We start from the raw sequence: 19,780 nt of genomic DNA, 5'->3' as shown, positions 1-19,780 counted from the left end.
TGCTTTATTATAATCTATTTTAAATTGAAAATCAAGTAGTTTTCAAAAAATATTGAAAAAGCTGCCGATTTATATCGGCAGCTTTCTTTTTTTGTCACGAAAGGTTCTCTTTCTCATGCTTGTGTATTCCGCTGTAAACAATTCCACGCATGGCATCTACTGTTACCGTAGTGCCGCTCTTCAAAAGATGAGTGGCATTTTCTGCATTTACAATAACCGGCTTGTTTAGCGCCATCCCGGCAATCGCTGCATGAGAATTCAGGCCGTCCTGCTCCGTGATAATCGCAGAGCTTAAACGGATCAGTTCCATCAGCTTATTGGTTGTGTGAGGCAGAACCAATACATCTCCGGGCTTAAAGCGTTGCCAGGCTTCTTCTTCCGTTTGGCAAACGCAAAGGTTACCGCAGGCGTAGGTTTGGTTTACACCACGGCCTGAAACGAGGATGTCTCCAACCATCTGTACCTTTAACAGGTTGGTGGTGCCAGAGAAGCCGACCGGTACACCGGCGGTGATGACCACAACATCGCCATCTTTTACAAGTCCGCGGTCTTTCGAGACCTTTACCACATGGTCAAACAGCTTATCCGTGTTAACTTGCTCGTCTACCATGATGGGAATAACACCCCAAGAAAGGTTCATTTGGCGGCGTACGGTCTCACTTGTTGTCCCTGAAATAATGGGGCAGGCGGGGCGGTATTTCGATACCATCCGTGCAGTTCTGCCAGACTTTGAAACCGTAATGATTGCCACAGCACCCAAGTCGTGCGCGGTAGTGCAGGTAGCGTGAGAAATGGCAGAGGTAACGTTAGGGGATTCTTTGCCCACTAGCTGCATAAAGCGAGATTTGTAGTTAATATCGCGCTCCGTGCGCTCTGCAATGGTAGACATTGTCTTGAGTGACTCAATGGGGTATTTGCCGGCAGCCGTTTCACCAGAGAGCATGATGGCGCTGGTACCATCATAAATGGCGTTTGCAACGTCGGTGGCCTCTGCACGGGTGGGGCGGGGGTTCTTCATCATGGAGTCAAGCATCTGGGTAGCGGTGATGACCTGCATGCCGCCGTTGTACCCCTTTTTAATCAGGCGCTTTTGCACTACGGGGATTTCCTCGAGAGGAATCTCAACACCCAAATCGCCACGGGCAATCATGATTCCGTCCGCTACGCGAATAATCTCATCAATGTTATCGACACCCTCGCGGTTTTCTATTTTAGCGATGATGCGCATGCTGTGGCAGTTGAGCTTTTCCAGTTCACTGCGTAGCTCCAAAATATCACGTGCACTGCGGGTAAAAGAGGCCGCAATAAAATCAAATTCCTCCTGCACAGCGAATGCAATGTCTTTTTGATCCTGCTCGCTGATAAAGGGGAGAGAGAGCTGAACGCCCGGTACGTTTACACCTTTATTGGAGGAAAGCGTTCCGCCGTTGAGCACGGTGCATAGCACATCGGTATCCGTACAGGATTCGACTCTCAGCTCAATTAAGCCGTCATCAATTAAAATGTGGGAACCGTGGGTAACGTCCTTTGGCAGATTCGCAAAGGTTACACTTACAATTTGGTCGGTACCTTCCACCTGCTGCGTGGTAAGGGTAAATTGCTGCCCCTGCTTTAACGTGATTTGCGGGACAGAGAAGGTTTTAATACGAACCTCCGGGCCTTTTGTGTCCAGCAGCAGTGCCACAGGAACATCTAGCTCTTGGCGCAGCTTCTTCACTTTATCTGAACGAACCTTTTGTTCAGCATGAGATTGGTGGGAAAAGTTCAGTCGGGCAACATCCATACCAGACAGCATCAATTGGCGCAGAACACTTTCTTTGTCAGTTGAGGGGCCTAGGGTACAGATGATTTTCGTTTTTCTCACGGTAATTCCTCCATTCAACGGGCGCTTTTCGTTTGGGCGCACGGCGCAAAAATCCTGATTTCTTCCCCACTATACTACATCATTTATTGTGAAAAATCAAACATAACATTATTGCTGTAAAAGAAAATAGGTTACTTAACTGTAATCATAAGAGATATTGAAAAAATTTACGATAACATATACAATAAAGGAGAAATGAAACACGTACCTGCAATGGTACGGTACTGCCATAAGGGAGGAATGTAGAGCGTGGGGCTGTGGAATAGAAATGGTCGTTCCGGCCGCAAAAATAAAGTACTGAAAAGCCAGCCGAGCTGGCGTGGAGTGAATCAGGTTCGGCGCCTGCGGATTTTAATGACTGTGGTTGCCGTGGTTATATTAATCTCACTTACTGCGGGGTTGCTGCTTGTGTGGTACCAACTGCACCCATCTTTAGAAAAGGAGCTGTTTGCAGCCTCGTCTGCGGCGGAATACTCCGAGCCGGTGCAGTCTGCCACGGCAAGTAACGCGCCAGAGCTTTTGCTGCTTGTTACCAGCGAGCGTGGCTTAATGCCAAATGCGGTACCGGATTTAACCGAAGTGGATGGCGTCTCGGTAGATAAACGCCTTGCCGCCGCTTTTCAGCCCATGAAGGATGCAGCAGCCAGCGACGGTGTTACTCTAAAAATAACCAAAGGCTATGTTGCTCCGGAGCAACAGGAAGAGCTGTATAAAAAGAAAGTGCAGGAGTTAGTCGCCTCCGGCTACACACAGGTGCGTGCAGAGGACTCAGCGCAGACGTTGGTAGAGCGTGGCAATTACAGCGAATACCAAACCGGCCTTGCGGTAGATTTTGATTTTACCGGTGGGGAGCAATCCAAATGGCTGCTGGTGCATGGTCCACAATATGGTTTTATTTTGCGCTACCCAGATAATAAATCGAGTGTAACGCAAAAAAACGGTGAGCCACAGCATTTTCGCTATGTGGGGCAAGAAAATGCCCAGCGGATGCGCCAAATGGGGTTTTGCCTAGAAGAGTATGTGTCTTATCTTGCCAAACAATCGAAAAAATAGCCGGTACTTTTTGCGGTGATTTCTATTATTCGCAATGAATTTCGTTGTAATTTAGAAAAAAATAAGATTTTACTGGAAATACTACTTGATTTTTAAATCGCTTTGTGCTAAAATTCCTTTGTTATACTTATGTTAATTAAGTTGTACTTTCGTTGAAAGAGGTGACAGGAATGAAGGAAGCAATCCATCCGAAGTACCAGAAGACGACCATTAAATGCGCTTGCGGAAATGAGATCGACACACGGTCTACCAAAGACAATATCCGCGTTGAAATATGCTCCAAGTGCCACCCGTTCTTCACCGGCAAACAAAAGCTGATTGATACGAGCGGTCGCGTAGACACATTTAAAAAGCGTTACGGTATTCAGGAGAAATAATCATCCTGAATCATCCTGCGGAAGTTTTAGCTGGAATTATGGGGGGCGGCGCAATGCGCCGCCCGTCTTTTTATCATTCTGTGAAAAGGGCGTGGCAGGCTTATGGCAGAATACAAAACCGTTCGTGAAAACGCCTGTGCGGAATTTGTGGAGCGTCGTTCCCGGTTTATCGGCTATGTTAGGCCGGTTACAACCGAGGAGGACGCGATTTCTTTCCTTACCGAAATTCGCCAAAAGCACTGGGATGCGACCCATAATGTGTATGCCTATTCCTTACGTGGTGGCCAGCTTCGCCGGTATTCAGATGACGGTGAGCCGCAGGGAACGGCGGGCATGCCCGTGCTAGAGGTTCTTCAAAAGCCTGGTATTGTAGACACCGCTGTTGTTGTTACCCGCTATTTTGGCGGCGTAATGCTGGGAGCAGGTGGTTTGGTGCGAGCCTATTCGCATGCGGCTTCCATTGGTGTTCAGGCGGCACAGCCGATAGTAATGCGCCTTTGCTCACTGCTGTACTTACAATGTGATTACTCACAATATGGAATTTTAGCGGCACTCATTCCGGAGTGTGGCGGCGTGGTAGATGATTCGGAATTTACCGAAATTGTAACACTGCGCTTTCATATGGCGAAGGAAGAGGTTCCGCTATTTTGCAAACGACTGGCGGATGCAACGGGAGGAACGGTAGAGGCGGAAGAAGCCGGAGAAAAATATTTTGAATGCAAGCAGGAGTTTTAGTCCTTCTTTGCGTATATCCTTATGAGAGGATTGCGGGTGATAACTATGACCGTAAGAGAGAGAACAGAACTGCTTGAAGAGCAAATTTTGTCGCCTTATGCTACATTGGCGAAGAATTCGGAAGGTCGGGAACGGCCGGAAGAAGAATGCGAAATGCGAACACCCTTTCAGCGTGACCGCGACCGCATTATTCATTGTAAGGCGTTTCGCCGGTTAAAGCATAAAACGCAGGTGTTTTTGTCGCCGGAAGGGGACCACTACCGTACGCGTTTAACCCACACGCTGGAGGTTTCGCAGATTGCACGTACCATTGCACGCGGCTTGCAGCTCAATGAAGATTTAACCGAAGCAATTTCACTGGGGCACGATTTGGGTCATACCCCGTTCGGCCATGCAGGTGAGCGGGTGTTAAACGATTTATGTGAGCATGGTTTTCGCCATAACGAGCAGAGTGTGCGTGTGGTAGAAAAACTCGAAAACGAAGGCCTTGGCTTAAACCTCACAAAAGAGGTTCGTGACGGTATTTTGTGCCACACCAGCGGTACACAGGCAAAAACACCGGAAGGCCGTATTGTTCGCCTGGCAGATAAAATCGCCTACATTAATCACGATATTGACGATGCAGTGCGAGCAGGCGTTTTAGATGAAAACGACATTCCGCAGCAAATTACCCGTGTGCTTGGCACCAAAAAATCGGTGCGAATTGATACGCTGGTAAAGTCGGTTATTCGGGCGAGTGATGGGGACGTTATTCGCATGGAAGAACCCATTTTTCCTCTCTTTTTAGAGCTGCGGCAATTCATGTTTCAAAGGGTCTATTTTAATCCTTATGCTAAAAAGGAAGAAGAAAAGGTTCCGTTTTTACTTCGCACCCTGTTTGAATACGCGAAAAATCCCGCGCACTTGCCGCCGGATTTACAAGAGACTGCGCTGTGCGAGGGAAATGAACGTGCCGCCGCCGATTTTATTGCCGGTATGACCGACCGTTACGCCGTTGAGCTGTTTCAAGAAATCAGCGTTCCAAAATCTTGGGACCATTGAGCACCTGAGTTAGGAGGGGAATCCGTTGGCACTGCCGGATGATTTTTTACAGGAGCTGAAAAGCCGCAGTGATATTACAGACGTGGTTTCTTCCTATATTGATTTGCGGCATAGTGGCAGAACATATTCGGGGATTTGTCCGTTCCACAGCGAAAAGTCACCGTCGTTTCACATATACCCCGAGAATGGCTCGTTTTATTGCTTTGGGTGCGGTGCGGGCGGCGATGTAATCACCTTTGTGCGCCGCATTGAAAATCTGGATTACATGGAATCAATTCGACTGCTGGCACAAAGGGCTGGAATGACGGTTCCGGAAAATGAAGCGGACCAAGGCTTAGCCAAGGCGAAGGGACGAATTTTAGAAATCAACCGAGAGGCCGCACGGTTTTTTCACACCCAGCTTTTGGGTGAACCGGGAACGCCGGGAAGAGAATACCTGCTAGGCCGTGGCCTTACACCGCAAACCATCCGCCATTTTGGGCTGGGGTATGCACCAGATTCTCGCTTTGCGCTTGTGAATACACTGAGTGCAAAGGGTTATACGCCGGAAGAGCTGTTGCAGGCGAACGTAGCGGTAAGAGCGTCTACCGGAAGGGTGATAGACCGTTTCTTTGCCCGAGTAATGTACCCCATTATTGACCTGCGCGGGAATGTAATTGCGTTTGGCGGGCGAACATTAGGAGATTTTAAGCCTAAATACCTAAATACCTCTGACACGCTTGTCTTCCATAAAAGCACCGGATTGTTTGCAATGAATTTTGCAAAGAATAACGCAAAGGATGGTCTCATACTCGCAGAGGGCTATATGGATGTTATTGCCTTACACCAGGCGGGGTTTGAAAACGCCATCGCAACACTAGGAACGGCTCTTACCACAGAGCAGGCAAGGCTTTTGGCACGCTATACCGGTGAGGTTTACCTTTGCTACGATTCAGACGAGGCGGGGCAAAAGGCAAGCGCGCGTGCCATTCCCATTTTACGAAGTGTTGGGCTTACGGTTCGTGTGCTGAATTTAAGCGCCGGGAAAGACCCCGACGAATTCATTCGTTCTTATGGGGAACAGGGGCCGGTGCGTTTTCGGCAACTGATGGAGAGCAGCGGGAACGATGTGGAATACCGCCTGCAAAAGCTGCGGGCAAAGCATAATGTACAAACAACAGATGGTAAGGTCGCGTACCTAACGAGTGCGGCAGAGCTTCTTTCAACGCTCGACAGCCGTATGGAGCAGGAGATATACGCGGGCCGCCTTGCAGAAGAGATTGGAATTGAACGTGCCTCTATTCTTCAGCAAGTAGAAAAAAATTCAAAAAAACGACGTAAGGACAAAGAACGGCAAGAGTTTCGTGCATTTCAGCAGCAAACAGCCGGAATTCGCGACACAGTGAATCCAGAAAAAAGCAAGAATTTGCGAGCCGCCAATGCAGAAGAAGCGCTGATTGTTTATGTAATGAAGCATCCAGATGCTGCAAGCGCCTTGGAAGCGGCTCTGCCGCCCGAAAATTTTGTCACATCGTTCAATCGTCGATTATATACGGTCATTCTGGGGAAGATTAAGGATGGCAAGGCATGCGGCCTTACAGACCTTGCGGGAGAATTCTCCGTGGAAGAGATTTCTTCTGTTGCGAAAATGCTGGCAGATTATCATCAGGTTCATGTAACTGCTCAGGACGCAAAAGAGTACCGGAATGTAATTTTACAGGAAAAGCAGAAGCTGGACCCGCAAAAAGCGGCTCCGCAAGACATTCGGGACTATCTGCAAAGACTTAGGGAGCAGAAAAAATAGGGGGAACTAAGCAATGGAAATGCCTGATAAGAAAACAGTCATCAGAGACCTGATTGAACTGGGAAAAAGCAAAGGACAGCTTTCAACGAAAGAAATTCTGGACGCCCTCGGCGAACTGGATTTTGACCCGGAACAGATTGAAAAATTTTACGACACACTCGAAAGCCAGGGCGTTGAAATCATAGAGGATTTTGCCAATATTCCGCTCGAGGGGCTCGAGGTTCCCTCCACTGACAGTGAGGACGTGGAGGCATCTTTAGTTACCGAAGGAATCGCGATTGATGACCCTGTTAAAGTATACCTCAAAGAGATTGGCCGCGTTCCGCTGCTTACCCCCGAAGAGGAAATTGATTTGGCCATTCGTATTTCCAATGGAGACGAAGCTGCCAAAAAGCGTCTGTCCGAAGCCAACCTTCGTCTGGTTGTTAGTATTGCCAAGCGTTACCTTGGGCGCGGCATGCAGTTCCTCGATTTGATTCAGGAGGGAAACCTCGGTCTGATTAAAGCCGTTGAAAAATTTGACTACACCAAGGGCTTTAAGTTTTCTACCTATGCAACATGGTGGATTCGCCAGGCGATTACCCGTGCCATTGCGGACCAAGCAAGAACCATCCGTATTCCCGTTCATATGGTAGAGACCATCAATAAGGTTAAAAAGGTTTCGAGCCAGCTTCTGCATACAAATGGCCATGAGCCAACGGCAGACGAGGTTTCTTTAGAACTGGATATGCCCGTGGATAAGGTACGCGAGATAATGCGTGTTGCACAGGAGCCGGTTTCACTTGAAACCCCCATCGGTGAAGAGGAAGACAGCCACCTTGGCGACTTTATTCCCGATGATGAAGCCCCCGCCCCAGCGGATGCGGCATCTCACACGTTACTGCGTGAGCAGCTTGGCGAGGTGCTCGACACCCTCACCCCCAGAGAAGAAAAGGTGCTTCGCCTACGCTTTGGTTTGGAAGATGGCCGTTCCCGCACGCTTGAGGAAGTGGGTAAGGAGTTTAACGTAACGCGTGAGCGTATTCGTCAAATTGAGGCAAAGGCATTGCGTAAGCTTCGTCACCCCAGCCGCAGCAAAAAGCTGAAGGACTTCCTGGATTAATGGAAGGAGCCTTGTCATGCACATGACTTTAGAAACGGACTATGCAGTTAGAATTGTTGATTTTCTAGCGGCGTCCAGTGAAAGGGCAGATGCGCGCAGTATTTCGGAGGGCACTTGTGTTCCACCGCGGTTCGCGCTGAAAATACTTCGTAAATTGGTTTCAGACGGTATTGTGCAGTCCTTTAAAGGAGCGCACGGCGGGTATATGTTGGCTCGCGCTGGCAGCCAAATTACCCTGCGAGAAGTCATTGAATCCGTAGAAGGCCCATACATGATTAGCCGGTGTCAGCAGGATGAATATGCCTGTACACACCAGGCTTGCCGGTACCACCGAATTTACGCCGAGATTTCGGAGTCGGTGCGTAAACAGCTTGATTCGTACACCTTTTCTCAGGTTGAGCCGTGTGGTGCGGCTTGCCGTACTGCAAAAGAGGAAGAAAAGGGCAATGCGCAGGGCTGTTGTTCCGGAGTAGATAAATAGTTGTTTTCAGTTAAAAAAAGAAGAGGCTGGTTAGCCTCTTCTTTTTTATAGAAAGCGGTAAAAACGGGGCCCATTCCTCGCCATTGGTGTAGGAATGAGTCCCGTTTTTGTATATAAGTTCATTCGCTTGCTTTCATTTAAGTGATAGTTAGAAAGAAAGACTTGTGAATTATTTATAATAGATTGACAGGGAAGAAACTATGATTGACATTTCTTTCCATCAAAGCTATTATTAAATTGGTAGTACCAATCGACTGTTTTTCGGTTCTGATTTACGGTATAGTTCGAAAAAGGCCTAGTGAAATCCGTAAATAGGGTTCCGTAAAATCATCGCGCTGAAAAGCGCAGCTTTGACCCTTGGGTGGGGTACAACATAGGAAAGAGATGAACGAAAATGAATCTACTCGTATGTGTGAAGCAGGTGCCGGATACAGCGGAAATTCGTATTGACCCCCAAACAAATACGTTGATTCGGTCGGGCGTACCCAGCATTGTAAATCCCTTCGACTCTTACGCACTGGAAATGGCCGCTAGACTAAAGGACGCAAATCCAGGTAGTAAAATTGTAGTGTTGTCTATGGGGCCGGAACAAGCCAAGGAAGCGTTAAGGCAATGCCTGATGGTGGGAGCAGATAAAGCGTATTTGGTGAGTGATCGTGCCTTCGGTGGTTCCGATACGCTGGCTACCAGCTACATACTTTCTTGTTCCATTAAAAAGGTGGAAGAACTGGAAGGTAAATTTGATTTGATTTTCTGCGGCAAACAGGCGATAGATGGCGACACCGCACAGGTGGGGCCTGAAATTGCAGAGCATCTAGATTACCCACAGGTAACCTGCGCCGTAGGAATTACAACGGACAAAGACACCGCTAAAATTAAACGTGAGGCTGAGGATGACTTTGAATTGCTGGGTGTAACCATGCCCTGCTTAATTACGGTGACAAAACTGCCTTATGAGCCGCGCTACCCTACCATTAAAAGTAAGCTGGCGGCGAAGAAAATAGAAATACCCACTCTTACCTCTGCGGATTTACCGATAGATTTGAGCCGAGCCGGCTTAAAAGGTTCGCCAACAAAAGTAAAGAAAACGTATACCGCAGTTCAAAAGACAGGCGGAATTCGTATTCAGGAAGAGAACGACAGTGATTCGGGCAAAAAGCTGTTTGCATCGCTTTGCGATACCTGCGTGATATAAAGGAGGGGAAACCATGGAAGCGAAAACAAACGATTTGTGGGTATTTATTGAAACGGATTCCAGTGGTAGTGCCAAAAACGTGGGGCTTGAACTCTTGAACCCAGGTCGCCGCCTTGCGGATGCTCAAAAGGGCAAGCTGATAGCAGTTGTGATTGGCTCACAATTGAATTCCGCAATAAAAGCCGCGCAAGAATACGGAGCAGACGAAGTGCTTGTGGTAGATGGTCCCGAATTTGGCCGCTATACCACAGATGCGTATACCGATGCATTGTATGAGTTAATTACCAAATATGGGCCTACCACTTTGCTAATTGGAGCCACTGGCAATGGGCGCGATATGGCTCCCCGTCTTTCTTGCAGGCTGAAAACGGGACTTACCGCAGACTGTACGGCACTAGACATTGACGAGCAAAGCGGCAATGTAGCTTGGACCCGCCCTGCCTTTGGCGGGAACCTGATGGCAACCATTGTGTGCCCTGACCACCGCCCGCAGATTGGCACAGTGCGCCCCGGCGTTTTTAAAAAGCCAGAGCCGCTACAAAGCCATAATGCTACCGTTCTTCGGGAAGAAATCCATATACCCGAGGAACGCCTGCGCACCAAGGTTCTAGATGTGATTAGCGAACTGAGCCAAGAGTTAGTTGATTTAGAGGGAGCAGAGATTATTGTATCAGGTGGTCGCGGAGTAGGCGGAGCAGAAGGCTTCCGTATGATTCAGGAGCTAGCCGATTCTCTGGGGGCAACGGTAGGAGCTTCGCGTGCAGCGGTGGATTCCGGTTGGATTTCCCGTTCGCATCAAGTCGGGCAAAGCGGTAAAACCGTAGGGCCTAAGCTGTACATTGCAGCCGGAATTTCGGGTGCAATTCAACATTTAGTCGGCATGAACGGCTCTGATGTAGTTGTGGCTATTAATAAAGACCCTGACGCTCCCATCTTTGGAGTGGCTGATTACGGTGTTGTTGGCGATTTGTTTCAGGTTCTGCCTGCATTGACCGAGTCGGTTAGAAAGAGAAAAGAGGCTTTGTAAGCCAGCTTATTCTTCTAAAATGTAACTCATATCTCCCCAATGGTAGAGTTCTATCATACATTCAACAAAAGAATTCTTTGTTGAAAGGTAGCCACTGAATTTAGACAAATTGTAGCCATAGGTTTCATCAATAATTTCAAAGCTTGCGTTGTCGAACTCCTTTAAAAATTCTCGAAGTTCCATTTTCTTACCGATAAAATGACCGGGGTTTCCACAAAGCACTTCCTGATATTCGAGTAGATACACACAGCTATCCCAATCGATTTTTTCAAACTCTACAAATCCCTCCACTTGTTTAAATGGCGCAACCGTACAAACAAATCCACTTTGAAACTTCATTTGGAGGATATTTTCGTTTACCTCAAAGCCAATTACTCTAGCATCGTGCAGACTATAAGGTAAATCGGTCATGTTCCTGCGAATGATCCGCTTCATCATAACACCTCATCCGTTCCTATTTCCATATTTATATCTATTCAACTGCATTTTACCAGAGTCAATGGCTTTATTCAATCTACCATTTTAGCAAAGCAAAGCTGTAATTACAAAAGGCGGCAGTATCTAGAACAGATACTGCCGCCTTTTGTAATTATATAGGAAGAGTTATAAAAATAAGTCACGCTCTCCGGCACGCATGCGCTCAATGTTACGGTTTACGATACGTTTTACATTGGGATTTTCAATTTTATTAATCTCGTTGAGCAATAAAGTTTCTCCCATAGAAGAAAGCTCCGGGTCTCCGTAATCGAGCATGTATTCCAGTAAAGTCATGAGTGCATTTGGTGTGCAGGTGTTTTGAATTGTACCACTTTTCGCAAGCTGCATGAAACGGTCACCCGTTCGTCCCTGACGATAGCAAGCGGTACAGTAGCTGGGAATGTAGCCGTTTTCAATGAGTGATTTAATCACTTCAAGTGGGCGGCGTTCATCCGAAAGCTGAAACTGCCCTGAAACAGGCTGTTGAGGACAGTCTTCCTCCTGCTTGTAACCACCAATTTCAGTGTTGGAGCCCGCACTGATTTGTGATACGCCATAGCGCAGCACTTCGTCCCGCATTTCAGCCGTTTCACGGGTAGACATAATAATGCCAGTGTAAGGTACGGCAATGCGCAGAATTGCTACTAAATGCTTAAAAGTTTCATCGTCGAGTAAATAGGGGAAATCCTTGAGGCTCATACCCTCCGCTTGCTTTAAACGCGGCATGGAGATGGTGTGGAAGCCCACACCGAATCGCTCTTCGAGGTGAGCATTGTGCATCATAAGTCCCAGAACTTCAAACTTGGGGTCATGCAGGCCAAATAGAACACCTGCGCCTACGTCCTCAATACCAGCTTGCATTGCGCGGTCAAATGCGGTGAGGTGGTAGTCGTAGTCACTTTTGCGGCAGTGGGGGTGCATTGCCTCATAGGTGGGTTTGTGGTAGGTTTCTTGGAAGAGAATATAGGTACCAATGCCTTTTTCTTGCAGCATTTTATATTCTTCTACGGTGGTTGCGGCTATGTTAACGTTTACTCGGCGGATGCTTCCGTTGTCGAGCTTCGTTTCGTAGATGGCATCGAGCGCATCTAAAATGTACTGAATGTCGCAATTTTTGGGGTCTTCTCCCGCCTCCAAGGCAAGGCGTTTATGACCCATTCGCTCCAGCACGCGAACCTCCTGCTGAATTTCTTCCCGGGTCAGGCGGCGGCGTGGCATTTCGTTACAGTGCTGAAAACCACAGTAAACACAGTTGTTTACGCAGAAATTTGAAACATACAGCGGTGCAAACAGCACAATCCGGTTGCCGTAAATCTTTCGTTTAATCTCACCGGCAGTTTTATAAATACGGTCTAATAGTTCTTTTTCTGTTATTTCCAGAAGTAGGGCAATGTCAAAGTAATCGAGCGTTTCTCCGTTCTCGGCACGCTTTACCGCTACCTCACGCTGCTCATAGGTACTTTGCTTCGCTTTCTCTAATAACTCGTAAATGGCATTATGGTTTAACTGCATCATGCTGTTTTCTCCAATCTACATGGTCGCCCCGGCCCACCGTCAAGCGGAATCCAGCCCGCTCAACGCGGCCTTGAATACAGAAACGACACTCTGCCGCCTCATCTCCGGTACAGATTTTATTATCGTATAACAGGTATTTCTTGCGTACGTCCGTCGGTGATAAATTTGGCATCACTACGTTCGCGCCAGCTTTCAATACTTTTTCACGCCCAAGGGGGTCTAGTGTTCCAACTGCGGTAGTTGCCGGTAAAAGTGCGCCGGGCAACAGTACTCGAAGCATTGCAATCATTAAAATGGTTTGCTCTAATGTGCCAGAAGAAAAAGTACCAAAGGGTGTATCCTTTTGCGGAATAAATGGCCCGATTCCGACCATGTGCGGCTGAAGCTCCTGTAAAAAAAGCAGGTCGTCCGCTAAATACTCCGCTGTTTGGTAGGGAGAGCCTACCATAAAGCCTGCACCTACTTGGTAGCCAATCTCGCGCAAATCCCAAAGACATCGCTTGCGGTTTTCGGGAGACATTGCCTCTGGGTGAAGCTTGCGGTAATGCTCGTCGTTCGCCGTTTCATGCCGAAGTAAATAACGTTGTGCACCCGCCTGATAAAGCCGTTGGTAAGATTCGCGGCTTCGCTCTCCAACAGAAAGGGTTATGGCGCAGTCTGGGTAGGTGCTTCGTATGGCGTACACAATGCGTTCCAAGCGTTCATCCGTAAAGTATGGGTCTTCACCGCCTTGCAATACAAAAGTGCGGTAACCAAGCTCACGCCCCAAAGAACAGCATTCTAATATTTGGCTTTCTGTTAGGCGGTAACGCTCTGCGTTTGGGTTACTGCGGCGAATACCACAGTATAGGCAGTCGTTTTGACAGTAATTTGTAAACTCAATTAATCCACGGGTATATACGTCACGGTCATAGTTGATGCGGCGAAGGCGATTCGCCTCCTGCATTAGCTCCTCGTAGTCGTTTCCACCGCCGCTGCGAATAAACTCCGCAAGCTCTTCACGGTTCATACGGCTCAGGTTACGCATGAATGGCCTCCTTTTGTTGGGTTTCGGGGATTGGCTCTAGCACACGGTCAAGAATACCCGTTACATAGGCAATGAGTACCCCATAGTTTACAATTGGCACATTTGCCACACGTGCCTGCTCAATGCGGTTTAGCATCTCTGCTCGGTTAATCATACACGCACCGCAGTGAACCACCAGGGCATAGTCTGAGAGCTGCTTTGTGTAGCCAAGACCGGATGTGAAATCAAAGTGCAGTTCTTTTCCAGTTTTCTGGAGTAACCAGCGTGGAATTTTCACTTTACCAATGTCATCCTCTTGGCGATGATGGGTACAAGCCTCCGCAATTAGGATGCGGTCACCGTCTTTCAAAGAGGCAATGGCACGTGCCCCTGCCGCCAACTCCGACAAATCCCCTTTTGCGCGGGCAAATAGAATGCTAAAGGAGGTTAAGGGCATGCTTGAGGGCAGTAGCTCTGCTACCCGGGCAAATGCCTGCGAATCGGTAATCACCAGAGCAGGTGGAGCGGCTAGGGCAGCAAGTGCGGCGGGAATCTCCTCCGGTTGAACGACCAATGCAGGTGCGCCTAACTCCAAGAGTGCCCGCAATACCTGCTGCTGCGGTAAAATCAGCCGCCCTTTGGGAGCGGAGGAGTCAATGGGAGTTACCAGCAGGACGATGTCACCGGGCGACACAAGGCCATCCAGCAAGCCGGGGGCTTTCTGTTGTGGCTTTGCGTTGGATAGAACAGAGACTAATTGCTCTAATCCCTGTCCGGTTTGTGCAGAAACGGCAATTGCCCCCTTCGGAGCAGGTAGACACGCAAGGTCACTTTTGTTCCAAACAAGAACTACCGGGAGCTCTCGCTGGCGAAGATGCTGTATAAATTCTTCCTCGTTTTGGTCAAGACCAGTCTGGGCGTCTGCTACATACACCGCTATATCGGTTCTGCTCAGAACCTCCAGCGATTTTTCTCGCCGCAGCTCGCCCAGTGTTCCGGTGTCGTCAAGCCCTGCGGTATCAATTAACACACATGGCCCTAGCGGGAATAACTCAATGCTTTTATAAACTGGATCCGTCGTAGTACCGAGCTGGTCAGATACGATGGCAAGATTTTGGCCAGTCAGCGCATTAATAAGGCTCGATTTTCCCGCGTTTCGCCTGCCAAAGAGAGCAATATGGCTACTTACCGAGCGTGGGGCCTGGTTTTGCTCCATTTAGTCGACCTCCTTCTTTGAGATGGATGTCTTAACGGTTACATGCTCTAACCTGCCCAGCCGCCCGGTAAGACTGTTAATTTCATCGGTACTGCTTACTACAACCAAAGAAATAACGGCCATATTCTCCTCTGGCATTGGGATTCCCATACGTCCCTTTACGATGCCCTGAAAAGAAGAAATTACTTGGTTGAATTCGTGCTGGCACAAATTTGGCTGTTCTAAAATAGCGCTAATAACGGCAACTCGGTTCATGATACATTCCTCCTTGAAACTAAAAAAGCCTCTCCGATTTTACTCGGAAAGGCAATAAGGTCTGATCAAAGCGCATGAAAACAGACGGGTCACTCCCAAAGGGCGTTCCATCCATTTCTTTCAGATCAGCAAAGCTTTTCCGTTAGATTCATTTCATCGGTTTTTGTTCCCGGCAAATTCGCAAGAGAATACTTGGCGCAAATGGCGGTGTTATTCACTGTTTTAAGGAATCCGGTGCAAAACTCTCTGCAAGGGATTCAACAATAGTATAAAGTGAATGAGCAGGCTTGTCAACTTATTCACATCTAAATCCTCTTTTGGGATTCTTGGTTAATAGGTTGTTTATAAAAAAGAGTTGCATTATTCCCAATTTATTTTTAAAATAGAATTGATTAGTAAAGGAGGTTCTTTTATGAACAAAACAAAAATTGCTATCGTTGGATATGGCAATATCGGTAAATATGCGCTGGAGGCTGTTCTTGCCGCACCAGATATGGAGCTGGCAGGAATTGTACGGAGAAGCGCTTCAGAGCTTCCCAAAGAGCTGGAGGGAATTCCAGTTGTTCAAGAGATAAGCGAACTGGGGAAGGTAGACGTTGCTCTGCTTTGCGTGCCTACCCGCAGTGTGCAGGAATACGCAACAAAGTACCTTGCAATGGGCATTCACACCGTAGATAGCTTCGATATTCACACCTCGATTCCCAGCCTGCACAAGGCGTTAAATGAAGCAGCAAAAGAAAGCGGACGAGTAGCTGTGATTTCTGCTGGATGGGACCCGGGCAGTGACTCAATAGTGCGTGCGTTAATGCAGGCTTGCGCTCCCAAGGGGATTACCTACACAAATTTTGGCCCCGGTATGAGCATGGGTCACACCGTTGCAGCGAAAGCAATAAAAGGAGTGCAGGGCGCACTTTCAATGACGATTCCGCTGGGAACCGGCGTACACAGACGTATGGTGTACATACAGCTGGAGGATGGTGCAGACCTTGCAACGGTTTCTGCTGCAATTAAGAGCGACGATTATTTTGCGCACGATGAAACCCACGTGATTCAAGTACCGGACATTAATGCGGTAATCGACAAAGGGCATGGTGTGAGCATGGAGCGAAAGGGTGTTTCTGGCAAAACAGACAACCAGCGCTTTGAATTCCATATGTCCATTAATAACCCGGCGCTTACCTCTCAGGTTATGGTTGCGTGCGCGAGAGCCGCTACGCGCCAACAGCCCGGTGCATATACCATGATTGAAATTCCGGTAATCGATTTGCTTGCCGGCAGCCGTGAGAGTGCAATTGCCTCCTTGGTTTAAATTACGATAACCGAATAAATTGTTGAACAGGGCAGCCGTTAAATCGGCTGCCCTGTTCAGCACTATCCCCCCGTTTTGCTCATATACTGTTTGTAGAAGTTGATTCATAAAAGGGGGAGAATGTGCTTGGGTGACTATAAAATTTGTGTGTATGCCATCTGTAAAAATGAAGAAAAGTTTGTAGACCGTTGGATGGATTCGGTGAAAGAGGCAGATTTGGTCGTTGTGCTGGATACTGGTTCCACAGACAATACGGTTGAAAAGCTCAAAGAGCGCGGTGCAGTCGTTTATGAAGAAGTGATTAACCCATGGCGCTTTGATGAAGCGCGCAATCGTGCATTGAGCCATGTTCCGGATGATATGGAAATATGCGTCTCCATTGATTTGGATGAAATTCACGAGCCGGGGTGGAGAGACGTTCTGGAATCGGAATGGAAACCAGAGTATACGAGAGTAACGTACCCATACATTTGGAGTCACCATGACGACGGAAGACCCGACCAAAAGTATATCAGAGAAAAAATTCACCGCCGGCACGACTTTCACTGGGTAAGACCAGTACATGAGGTCTTACAGTATACCGGGGAGGGTACGGAAAAAGAATTGTGGATTGAAAAATTGGTTCTTCATCACTACCCGGATGTAACAAAACCCAGAAGCCAATATCTTCCTTTGCTGGAGCTGTCTGTAAAAGAGAATCCGCTGGATGACCGAGCGACGTTCTGGCTAGGGCGAGAATATATGTACTACCAAAAATTTGAATTAGCAATAGAAACACTCAAACAGTATTTAAATATTCCTACCGCAATGTGGAAGGAAGAACGAAGCGCTGCCATGCGCTTTATTGCTCAAAGCTACGACTGGCTGCAAAATAGCAGTGAAGCAATGGCGTGGCATCTCCGTGCAGTTAATGAATGCCCCACGGAACGTGAGCCGTACTTGCCATTAGCCAAATTGGCGTACCGGCAGAATAACTGGGCTCAGGTGTTTTCAACCGTACAGCTTGCACTGGCGATTCCAACAAAAAGCACAAGCTATTTGATGGAGCCAGACTGCTGGGGTGCTGATTTTTACGATTTAGGCTCTATTTCTGCCTATTACCTTGGGCTGTATGAAAAAGCGCTGGAATACGGGCAGGAGGCAATTGCCAAGCGCCCGGGGGATGAGCGGCTGCAGCTCAACCTGGAATTGTTCCAAAAAAAGATTCAGGAGCAGGCGCAGAAAGACAGTGAATTGACGCAAGAACAGGTCTAGCGAATGCAGAATTTGGTTGCAGGAATGCCATTCGTGTGCTATAAAAGAAGAAAAGGATATGGCAGGGCAAAAGGAGTGGTATAAGATGACAGGTATACAGAACGTTACAATTCGTATGATTGATTATTACTCTGGTGACCCAAAACGAATTCAGCATTTTTTAAAGGTGCATCAGTTCGCCAAATTAATCGGGGAATTGGAGCAGCTTGATTCGAAAACACAAGAAATACTTGAGGTTGCTGCCTTGGTTCACGACATTGGAATTAAGCGCAGCGAAGAGAAATATAATAGCAGTGCCGGCAAGTACCAAGAGCTGGAAGGCCCGCCGGAAGCCGAAGCACTTTTAATTCCGCTTGGCTATTCGCAGGCGTTTGTAAGCCGGGTTTGCTGGCTGGTGGGTCACCACCATACTTACAATTCCATTGAGCAGGTGGATCATCAAATACTCGTAGAAGCCGATTTTCTAGTGAATGCATATGAAGATGCGCTGAGTGAAGGTGCAATTCGAAAAGTGCTTACGAAAGTGTTTCGTACAAAGTCTGGTATTCAATTGCTTCGCACGATGTATTTAAGTGAATAGGGTAAAAAAGAAAAAGCTGAGGCCGCCATTTATAAGGCGACCTCAGCTTTTTATACTCGTTTATTCTACGGTAATAACGGAAACAGGACACCCTTCCTGTGCTTCTACGGCAGATGCCTCCGCACTCTCTGGAACATCCTCCACATAAACCTCTGCTACGCCATCGTCTCCCATACGGAATACCTCGGGGCAGGTTTCTGGACACAGACCACAAGAAATGCAACCAGATCTATCGAGCATTGCTTTCATAAATAACATCCTTTCTTTTTGTAATCACTAGGAATTATTTCCATTCTTGCTGGGTTTCATACCAACTGCCTTCATTTTACAGCTTAGTAATAGAATTTACCAGATGCAACCAAAATATTTCTTAAAATTTGAAAGAACTTATAAAGATTACAAAGAAAAGCTGGGCTCAACAGTGATATAATAAGCATATGGAATAGCGAGACTTTGCAAACATGGATTGGTGGGAGGTATTGCCGGTGGAAGAAAGATACAGTTCTGTTCCAGAAAAAGAGACTCCTTCAGTTGAAATCTTTGATTATAACGCAGAGGCCTGCAACATAAAATTTTGGGATGTTCGTTCCGCGCCATGCCTCGACCCATTAGCGAATATTGAAACGAACCATGTGCGCTGGGTCAATGTAGATGGCCCATGCGGTGAAGAACTCTTAAAAGAGCTGGGAAGAGTATTTCACATTCACCCTTTGGTGATTCATAATCTTCGCAATCAATTTCAGCGCGCCAAAGTAGAAGAATACGATGGTTTTCTCTCCATTGTAACAAAGATGATTTATTTTTCGGGTGAAACGTTAATCATAGAGCACACCAATATTTTGCTCGGGCACAATTATGTGCTTACCTTTGGAGATACCAAGGGAGATGTTTTCGAGAGCATCCGCAGGCGCATTCAGGTGGATGGTCGTGTGCGCTCCATGGGAGCGGATCATTTGGCCTATTTGCTGTTGGATGCCATTGTGGATGGCTACTTTGATGTTCTTGAAACCATTGGCAACCAAATTGATGATTTGGAAGACAGCATTATGGAGCGGACAAGTAAGCAGCACTTGCTGCAAATCCGCTCCATTAAAAAACATCTTCTGCTGGTTAATCGGCATATCTGGCCTCTTCGCAACGTTGCCTCACTCATGGATAAAGAATCCAGTGAGCTGATTGCGCCGGAGTCTGAGCCGTACCTGCGCGATGTTTATAATCATATTATACAGGCCATCGATTCCACTGAAACCTACCGCGATTTGCTTTCTGGCCTAGCTGACCTGCATTACTCCAACATTAGCTTTCGCATGAATGAAATCATGAAGGTGCTTACCATTATCTCTACCATTTTTATTCCCCTTACCTTTATTGTGGGTGTGTATGGCATGAATTTTAAATATATGCCGGAGCTAAGCCAGCCGTGGGGGTACCCCATGGTATGGGCATTGATGGTGGGCATTGTGATTGGCATGCTTATCTTTTTTAAAAAGAAGAAGTGGCTTTAACTGCT

20 protein-coding genes are annotated in these 19,780 nt (G+C 47.4%); 13 read left to right on the top strand and 7 right to left on the bottom strand.

Annotation, left to right across the window (positions count from 1 at the left end):
- Positions 1-94: 94 nt before the first annotated feature.
- A complete protein-coding gene (gene pyk / locus CAN90_RS02445) occupies positions 95-1,864 on the bottom strand; it encodes a pyruvate kinase (RefSeq protein WP_085832804.1) in 1,770 nt (589 codons plus the stop codon).
- Between the two features lie 249 nt (positions 1,865-2,113).
- Here pyk and CAN90_RS02440 point away from each other — a divergent pair, with 249 nt between their 5' ends.
- From CAN90_RS02440 to CAN90_RS02400, 9 genes are all read left to right on the top strand, one after another.
- Positions 2,114-2,917 (top strand): M15 family metallopeptidase, encoded by an 804-nt coding sequence (locus CAN90_RS02440; RefSeq protein WP_085832248.1) that lies wholly within the window; start codon positions 2,114-2,116, stop codon positions 2,915-2,917.
- Between the two features lie 170 nt (positions 2,918-3,087).
- A complete protein-coding gene (gene rpmE / locus CAN90_RS02435) occupies positions 3,088-3,294 on the top strand; it encodes a 50S ribosomal protein L31 (RefSeq protein ID WP_085832247.1) in 207 nt (68 codons plus the stop codon).
- Between the two features lie 102 nt (positions 3,295-3,396).
- The gene (locus tag CAN90_RS02430) at positions 3,397-4,029 is read left to right on the top strand and encodes a YigZ family protein (protein WP_085832246.1); all 633 of its coding nucleotides are present in this window, start codon (positions 3,397-3,399) and stop codon (positions 4,027-4,029) included.
- 45 nt (positions 4,030-4,074) lie between these two features.
- Complete coding sequence (locus CAN90_RS02425; RefSeq protein ID WP_085832245.1) at positions 4,075-5,070, top strand: deoxyguanosinetriphosphate triphosphohydrolase; 996 nt, start codon at positions 4,075-4,077, stop codon at positions 5,068-5,070.
- Between the two features lie 25 nt (positions 5,071-5,095).
- Positions 5,096-6,853 (top strand): DNA primase, encoded by a 1,758-nt coding sequence (gene dnaG, locus CAN90_RS02420; RefSeq protein WP_085832244.1) that lies wholly within the window; start codon positions 5,096-5,098, stop codon positions 6,851-6,853.
- 19 nt (positions 6,854-6,872) lie between these two features.
- Positions 6,873-7,955: an RNA polymerase sigma factor RpoD gene (gene rpoD / locus CAN90_RS02415; protein ID WP_187138298.1), complete on the top strand. Its 1,083-nt coding sequence runs from the start codon at positions 6,873-6,875 to the stop codon at positions 7,953-7,955.
- Positions 7,956-7,971: 16 nt separating this feature from the next.
- Positions 7,972-8,436, top strand: coding sequence for an RrF2 family transcriptional regulator (locus tag CAN90_RS02410; RefSeq protein WP_085832242.1), 465 nt, complete (start codon positions 7,972-7,974; stop codon positions 8,434-8,436).
- Positions 8,437-8,830: 394 nt separating this feature from the next.
- Positions 8,831-9,631, top strand: coding sequence for an electron transfer flavoprotein subunit beta/FixA family protein (locus tag CAN90_RS02405; RefSeq protein ID WP_085832241.1), 801 nt, complete (start codon positions 8,831-8,833; stop codon positions 9,629-9,631).
- 13 nt (positions 9,632-9,644) lie between these two features.
- Positions 9,645-10,658, top strand: coding sequence for an electron transfer flavoprotein subunit alpha/FixB family protein (locus tag CAN90_RS02400; protein WP_085832240.1), 1,014 nt, complete (start codon positions 9,645-9,647; stop codon positions 10,656-10,658).
- A gap of 6 nt (positions 10,659-10,664) precedes the next feature.
- Here CAN90_RS02400 and CAN90_RS02395 read toward each other — a convergent pair whose 3' ends face one another.
- The 5 genes from CAN90_RS02395 to CAN90_RS02375 form a co-directional block, all read right to left on the bottom strand.
- Positions 10,665-11,096: a hypothetical protein gene (locus tag CAN90_RS02395; RefSeq protein WP_242953555.1), complete on the bottom strand. Its 432-nt coding sequence runs from the start codon at positions 11,094-11,096 to the stop codon at positions 10,665-10,667.
- A 165-nt stretch (positions 11,097-11,261) separates the two neighbouring features.
- Positions 11,262-12,647 (bottom strand): [FeFe] hydrogenase H-cluster radical SAM maturase HydG, encoded by a 1,386-nt coding sequence (gene hydG / locus CAN90_RS02390; RefSeq protein ID WP_085832803.1) that lies wholly within the window; start codon positions 12,645-12,647, stop codon positions 11,262-11,264.
- Positions 12,631-13,677 carry a [FeFe] hydrogenase H-cluster radical SAM maturase HydE gene (gene hydE, locus CAN90_RS02385; protein WP_085832238.1) on the bottom strand — a complete coding sequence of 349 codons (1,047 nt, stop codon included), beginning with the start codon at positions 13,675-13,677 and terminating at the stop codon, positions 12,631-12,633. Before hydE ends, hydG begins: the two co-directional genes overlap by 17 nt.
- Positions 13,670-14,872, bottom strand: coding sequence for a [FeFe] hydrogenase H-cluster maturation GTPase HydF (hydF, locus tag CAN90_RS02380; protein ID WP_085832237.1), 1,203 nt, complete (start codon positions 14,870-14,872; stop codon positions 13,670-13,672). Before hydF ends, hydE begins: the two co-directional genes overlap by 8 nt.
- Positions 14,873-15,127, bottom strand: coding sequence for a TM1266 family iron-only hydrogenase system putative regulator (locus tag CAN90_RS02375; RefSeq protein ID WP_085832236.1), 255 nt, complete (start codon positions 15,125-15,127; stop codon positions 14,873-14,875).
- Positions 15,128-15,539: 412 nt separating this feature from the next.
- On the opposite strand from CAN90_RS02375, the gene CAN90_RS02370 reads away from it, so the two are divergent.
- The 3 genes from CAN90_RS02370 to CAN90_RS02360 all read left to right on the top strand — a co-directional run bounded on the left by CAN90_RS02370 (position 15,540) and on the right by CAN90_RS02360 (position 18,270).
- Positions 15,540-16,436 (top strand): diaminopimelate dehydrogenase, encoded by an 897-nt coding sequence (locus CAN90_RS02370; RefSeq protein ID WP_085832235.1) that lies wholly within the window; start codon positions 15,540-15,542, stop codon positions 16,434-16,436.
- Between the two features lie 120 nt (positions 16,437-16,556).
- Positions 16,557-17,690 carry a tetratricopeptide repeat-containing glycosyltransferase gene (locus CAN90_RS02365; protein WP_423236543.1) on the top strand — a complete coding sequence of 378 codons (1,134 nt, stop codon included), beginning with the start codon at positions 16,557-16,559 and terminating at the stop codon, positions 17,688-17,690.
- Between the two features lie 85 nt (positions 17,691-17,775).
- Entirely contained in the window at positions 17,776-18,270 is a 495-nt protein-coding gene (locus CAN90_RS02360) for an HD domain-containing protein (RefSeq protein ID WP_085832233.1), read from the top strand.
- A gap of 60 nt (positions 18,271-18,330) precedes the next feature.
- Here the strand turns inward: CAN90_RS02360 and CAN90_RS02355 are convergent, their stop codons facing one another.
- Positions 18,331-18,519 (bottom strand): ferredoxin, encoded by a 189-nt coding sequence (locus CAN90_RS02355; protein WP_085832232.1) that lies wholly within the window; start codon positions 18,517-18,519, stop codon positions 18,331-18,333.
- A gap of 236 nt (positions 18,520-18,755) precedes the next feature.
- On the opposite strand from CAN90_RS02355, the gene corA reads away from it, so the two are divergent.
- Positions 18,756-19,775, top strand: a complete 1,020-nt coding sequence (gene corA / locus CAN90_RS02350) for a magnesium/cobalt transporter CorA (RefSeq protein WP_242953554.1) — start codon at positions 18,756-18,758, stop codon at positions 19,773-19,775.
- The last annotated feature ends 5 nt before the right edge of the window (positions 19,776-19,780 follow it).

The sequence above is a fragment of the Clostridium merdae genome (genome assembly GCF_900176635.1).
In the GTDB taxonomy this organism is placed as follows: domain Bacteria; phylum Bacillota; class Clostridia; order Oscillospirales; family Acutalibacteraceae; genus Faecalispora; species Faecalispora merdae.
Note: the sequence above shows the minus strand (reverse complement) of the source record. Positions and strands in the feature narration are given on the sequence as shown.